At 61.8% G+C, this 4,978-nt stretch carries 1 protein-coding gene and 2 pseudogenes; all 3 read left to right on the top strand.

The window, feature by feature from the left end; all coding sequences use genetic code 11:
* Nucleotides 1-80: 80 nt before the first annotated feature.
* A pseudogene (locus MF605_RS11720) lies at nucleotides 81-431 on the top strand (transposase); the annotation flags it as partial.
* A 444-nt stretch (nucleotides 432-875) separates the two neighbouring features.
* A complete protein-coding gene (locus MF605_RS11710) occupies nucleotides 876-4,409 on the top strand; it encodes a hypothetical protein (RefSeq protein ID WP_134417093.1) in 3,534 nt (1,177 codons plus the stop codon).
* 296 nt (nucleotides 4,410-4,705) lie between these two features.
* A pseudogene (locus tag MF605_RS12140) lies at nucleotides 4,706-4,852 on the top strand (IS5/IS1182 family transposase); the annotation flags it as partial.
* Between the last annotated feature and the right edge of the window lie 126 nt (nucleotides 4,853-4,978).

Genomic DNA, 4,978 nt, shown 5'->3' with positions numbered 1-4,978 from the left:
CCCGTGGACTTCGGGGCAGGGAACAGCGGGCCGATCACGGCCCAGACCTCGTCCGAGATGACATCACGCGACATGACCCCAGACTCGCGCATCCACGTCCCCGAACCCTTTAGCAACACGCCCTAGGCGATAATGCCTACTCCTCCAGGGCGATCCGCACCCACCTGCGCTCCCGCCGGATCAGGGCCGTCATCCCCGAGCCGGCAGATCAGCGAGGCCACCGCAGACGCCGCGGCCCCCGCGGTGGTAGGCCCGTGGGCCTGGACGCGACCGCCTACAAGGGCCGCAACGTGATCGAGCGCCGATACGCGCACCTGAAGCAGTGGCGGGGCCTGGCCACCCGGTACGACAAGTACTCCATCGTCTACCGGGCTGCCGTGGTGCTGAACGCGGTGATCGCGTGGTTGAAACTATTGTCAGACACGCCCTAACTCGCACTATGTTGATATGTCAACATTCTGGATACTGTGTGGTCCTCGACGAACTGGAAGCGGTTTACCAGTTCGTCTCCCCGGCTAGATACTTCGCCGCCTGGCGGGGGATGTCCCGCTCCTGCGCGAGCTTGTGGGCCTCGGCTTGCGCGGCTGCCAGCGTCGTGACCTTTCCCGCTTGCGACTCCGACCACCCCGCGACCCAAGGGACCACCGCTACGGGACACACCCAGATCCGCCGCGATCCCCTTCAGCGTCGCTCCCGGCGTGGACTCGTACAAGTCCACCGCCCGCCGACGGAACTCGTCGGTGTAGTTCTTCCTTCCTCCGTGAATTCTCGCTTTCCCCAGCCACGTGCTGGATTCCGCGTGTCCAAGATTCAGGGTCAGGGCCCGTCGTCACTCGCGAGTACACTCGCCCCATGCGCCCCCTCAATAGGTTCGAATGCTGGTCAGCACCGAGGTGGTTGTGGTGAACTTGCTCGACCGCATCGACCAACGCCTTTCCGATACGCGTGCACGGATCAACCCGCACGATTTCGAAGACTGCGCGACCTCCTTGCTCAGTCCTATCCACCCCGGGCTCGTGCCGATCACCGGAGGCTCCGACTTCGGTCTTGACGCAGAGATCACCCAAGACTCGCGGATCACCGGCCTCATCATCACGTCCTCGCGGAGTTGGGACGGCGCGAAGCAGAGCCTGCGAGACAGCCTGCGGTCGATGCGGAAGAACCACATCCCCGTCCAGCGTGTCGTCGCGGTGAACCTCGCCGAAGCGAACAGGTCGAAGCGCGAGAAGCTCAAAGACATCGCGAAGGAGTTCAATTGTGAACTCGTGCAGGTCTACGACCGAGCATGGTTTGCGAACCAGTTCCGAGAGAACCCCGACTGGCGACGCAAGATCCTCGACATCGAAGGCGGACCGTTCAGCTTCTCGCGTCAACCCCGCGGAGCACGCCCCGACGAACAACAACTATCGACCATCGGACGTAACGCCCTCATCGCCGAAGTAAACGGTTCCAACTCCGACGTGACCCTGTTCGGAGTTCCAGGCGTCGGAAAGAGCCACGTAGCCAGCAAACTCGACGGCGCCCTGTTCCTCGAACGGCAACCCACGCCCGAACGACTTCTCGATGACCTCATCGAAACCAAGCCCGCCCTGGTCGTGGTCGACGACTCCGGTGCACGGCTCCAAGACGTGGACCTCCTCCTACAACTGAGGGACGCGGAGAAGCTCAACTACCGCATCGTCGCAACGTGCTGGCCGCACGAGACAGATCGGGTCGCAGACCGCCTCCCCAATTCGCTCCAGTTCGAGGTCGACCTCCTCACCCGCGAAGAGCTCGGAGCGATACTTCGCGAACGCGGCATCACCCGGCTTGCGGTGATCGTGCGCCTCCTCACACAAGCCGACGGCCGCCCAGCCTGGGCACTGAACCTTGCCGACCTCCTCATTCATGAAAATGACTGGACGTCCGTATGGACCGGCAACGCGCTGCGAAAACAGATCTTCGCTTTCTTACGCATGTCCAACGCATCGGAAGATGCAGTCGATGTGCTCGGCACCCTGGCACTACTCGGCCAGGTCAACGACGACCAGTTGCGCCGCCTGGCCGACCTCCTCCAGATCCGGCAGCCCGAACTGATCCGGCTCATCCGATCCGTCGCGATCGCCGGCCTCGTCGATGTTCAGGACCACAAGCGGTACAACCATGAGACCCAACAGATCGAGCACACCCAGACCTACCGCGTCCAACCGCACATCATCGCCGCCAGCGTTGCCTCCGAGATTTACTTTTCTGGCACCGCCTCACCCGTCCGACTGCGCGACGTCCAAGACACATTTCCTGAACTGGCTGCCGACATCATGCAGATCCAGATCTACACGAAACTCCTCGGCGCAACGCACCCAAGAGTGCCGACCATCGGCGAACTCATCGCTGTACTACCCGCCTCCACGAAGGGCGTCGAACTTCTACGAAGCTTCGGCCAACTCGGCCCCGAGCAATCACAAGCCGTCGTAGACATCTACCTGGCCCGCGTCACCACAGCGCTCAATGCCGGGGATCCCACGACTGCCGAGAGCGAAGCGAAGCTCTTAGCCGCACGCGTCGCAGATGCAGTGGAAGGCAACATCCCCGGCGTGGTTAGCGCCTTCGTCCAAGCGCTCTCCGTTCTTGAAGACGCAGACCGCGACATCAAACCAGCGGTCAAGGAGCTCGTCGAAGAAGTCCGCAACGCACGCAGCGGCGACCAACCCCAGCTCGCCGGTCTCTTGAAACTCGTCGAAGCACTCCAGACCGTGCCCAACGCCGAACTCATCGACACTGTCTGGGCAGCGCTCACGTGCGAAATCCTCGCCCCGACGTTCGACGGCAACTACATGAACCCCGAGGTCCTCCACCAGTTCATCCTGCAGTCGTTTACATGGCCCGCCACTCACATGGAAACGCTGTACGACGCCATTCGGCCCGAACTCGCAACTCGCGCCCCCGGACTAACACCCGCCGTCCAGCTCACACTGATCGCCCTGCTCGAGAAATGGGTGCGAATCGCGAATGGATGGGACCTCCCATTCGGCGGCAAGACCAACAACGCCCAAGTGAGGGCTGGCAAACGCATCGCGAAGAACATCGCGAACACCCTCGCCCCAGTCATCACCACCCCCGGCGTGAGATTCCGGTTCAACCAGGCGGCAAGCACCCTCAAGATCCGACTCGATGAACCAGACAAGCTGTTCGCAGCACTTACGCACGAACGCGAACACCTGACCGCCTACGACGAAATCAGGCGCCGCAAAGAAGCCGCACTCGACGAAGCTCTCGCTCCATTCCAGCAACAGGAACCCGACGTTCTAATGGACTGGTTAAAGGCCCACGAGCCCGAGCTCGCGACCGCAGACCAAACGACCACCGGGTCCTCGCAAGTGTTCGCGCGTCTCGCGTACCAGCCGGACCCGGAACCAATTAAGTGGCTTACCACGGCTATCGACCACGGCATTGCAGGATCAGCTTCAGCGCTCATCGACGCATGCGCCCGCACCGACCAGCTCACGCACGCGATCGTCGACCGACTACTCGCAGACCCGAACGGCCGACACGGCGTCATCAGCGCCGTCATCGGCCAGTCGACGAACTCGGCTCTCATTCAAAGGGTCGTCGACCAACTAGCCCCCCGTGACGTCCAACAACTCGAGTCAGCATTTGCGCTGAAAGAAGCACTCGAACCCACCAGGCACGCGTTGTTCACACACCCAAGCGACGAAGTCCGCGGAACCGCGGCAGCACTTTGGGCCGCCGAATGGGCCTACGACACCGATCCCATGCCGGATGACCCGGACTGGCTCGACGCCATGAAGTCGTACACCATTCCTGAAAACAGCAGACACGACCACATGCACACCCAAGCGCTCAATGCACTCGCAAAGGCATCACCCGAGGTCTTCATCGAACTCTTCATCAAGCACGCCACAACCACGATGCGCAGCCGCTACCGAGACCTCGACGAATGGAAAGAGCCGGTCCGGCTCCTCGCCCCCGCTGAACGGGACAAGCTCTGGCAGCAAGTCAGAGAGACCGAACTAGCGCGCGAACTCTTCTGGGTCATCGCAGGCAACGACACCGACTGGATCACCGAAACCGTCAGCGAACCCACTTTCAACATCTCCGTCCGTAACCTCCTTGGCGCACTCCAGTTCCAGTTCGGACACCGCTACCCACTCGACACCCTCGCCACCATGCTCCGCCCACTTCGTCCAGAACCCGACGATCTCCTCTACACCCTTGAAGTCGGAACCTTTACAGGCGAGGACCACGAACGGTACGCGGCCAAACTCGACAATCTTCGAGACCTCGCCAACTCTGACGATGAGGACATCGCCCTCCTGGGCCAACGCGGCATAGAGATCTACGAGCCGTTGCTCAAAGAAGCCCTCGTCAAGGCACGACGGGCGGCTGTCCGCGGCACCCGCGACTACTAACGACAACATTCGGTCATTAGTAGTCGCGGCAAGGGAGCGCCTTCCGCGTCGCTAATTCGGATCAAGCCTCGCGCCGGAACTGCCGCATCAGATAGGTGTCACCAGAGCTAGCTTGGTGTCCGCTATCCGGCCATATGTAAACAAGAGAAGGGAAGCGACTTCAACTGACCGCCTGGTGCGACAGTCCCGGGCTCAGTCTCCCCGAATGTGAGGGAGGCAGTTAGGGCGTGTCTGACAATAAGTCCAGGGGTCGGCTGACACCCTGAAAGGCATGTCCCGGTTCCAAATCCTCACAGGGGGCTGGATCGAACTACAAGAATCTGCGTGAAGAGCCCGCCGATCACGGTATCGGGCGCTCACGGGGCGGGTTGAGCACGAAGATCCACCAGCTCGTCGACGGTGCAGGGCTGCCGCTGGTCAGCCTGATCACCGCCGGCCAAGCGGTCAAGTCCCTGGAAGTGGTGTAGCCGTCTTCGAGGTTGTAGGGGGCTTGTACCTGTCAGGTCTGCAGGGTCGGCATCACCTCCGTGCTCATCACGGTCTCTTGCTCCGTGGTCAGGGGCTCACGG

The sequence above is a fragment of the Micrococcus luteus genome (genome assembly GCF_022664405.1).
In the GTDB taxonomy this organism is placed as follows: domain Bacteria; phylum Actinomycetota; class Actinomycetes; order Actinomycetales; family Micrococcaceae; genus Micrococcus; species Micrococcus luteus.
The sequence above is the reverse complement of the archived record's forward strand: the minus strand, read 5'-3'. Positions and strand labels throughout refer to the sequence as shown.

Coding starts and splice junctions, on each gene's coding strand:
- MF605_RS11710 (WP_134417093.1), top strand. CDS start 876: ATGCTGGTCAGCACCGAGGTGGTTGTGGTGAACTTGCTCGACCGCATC.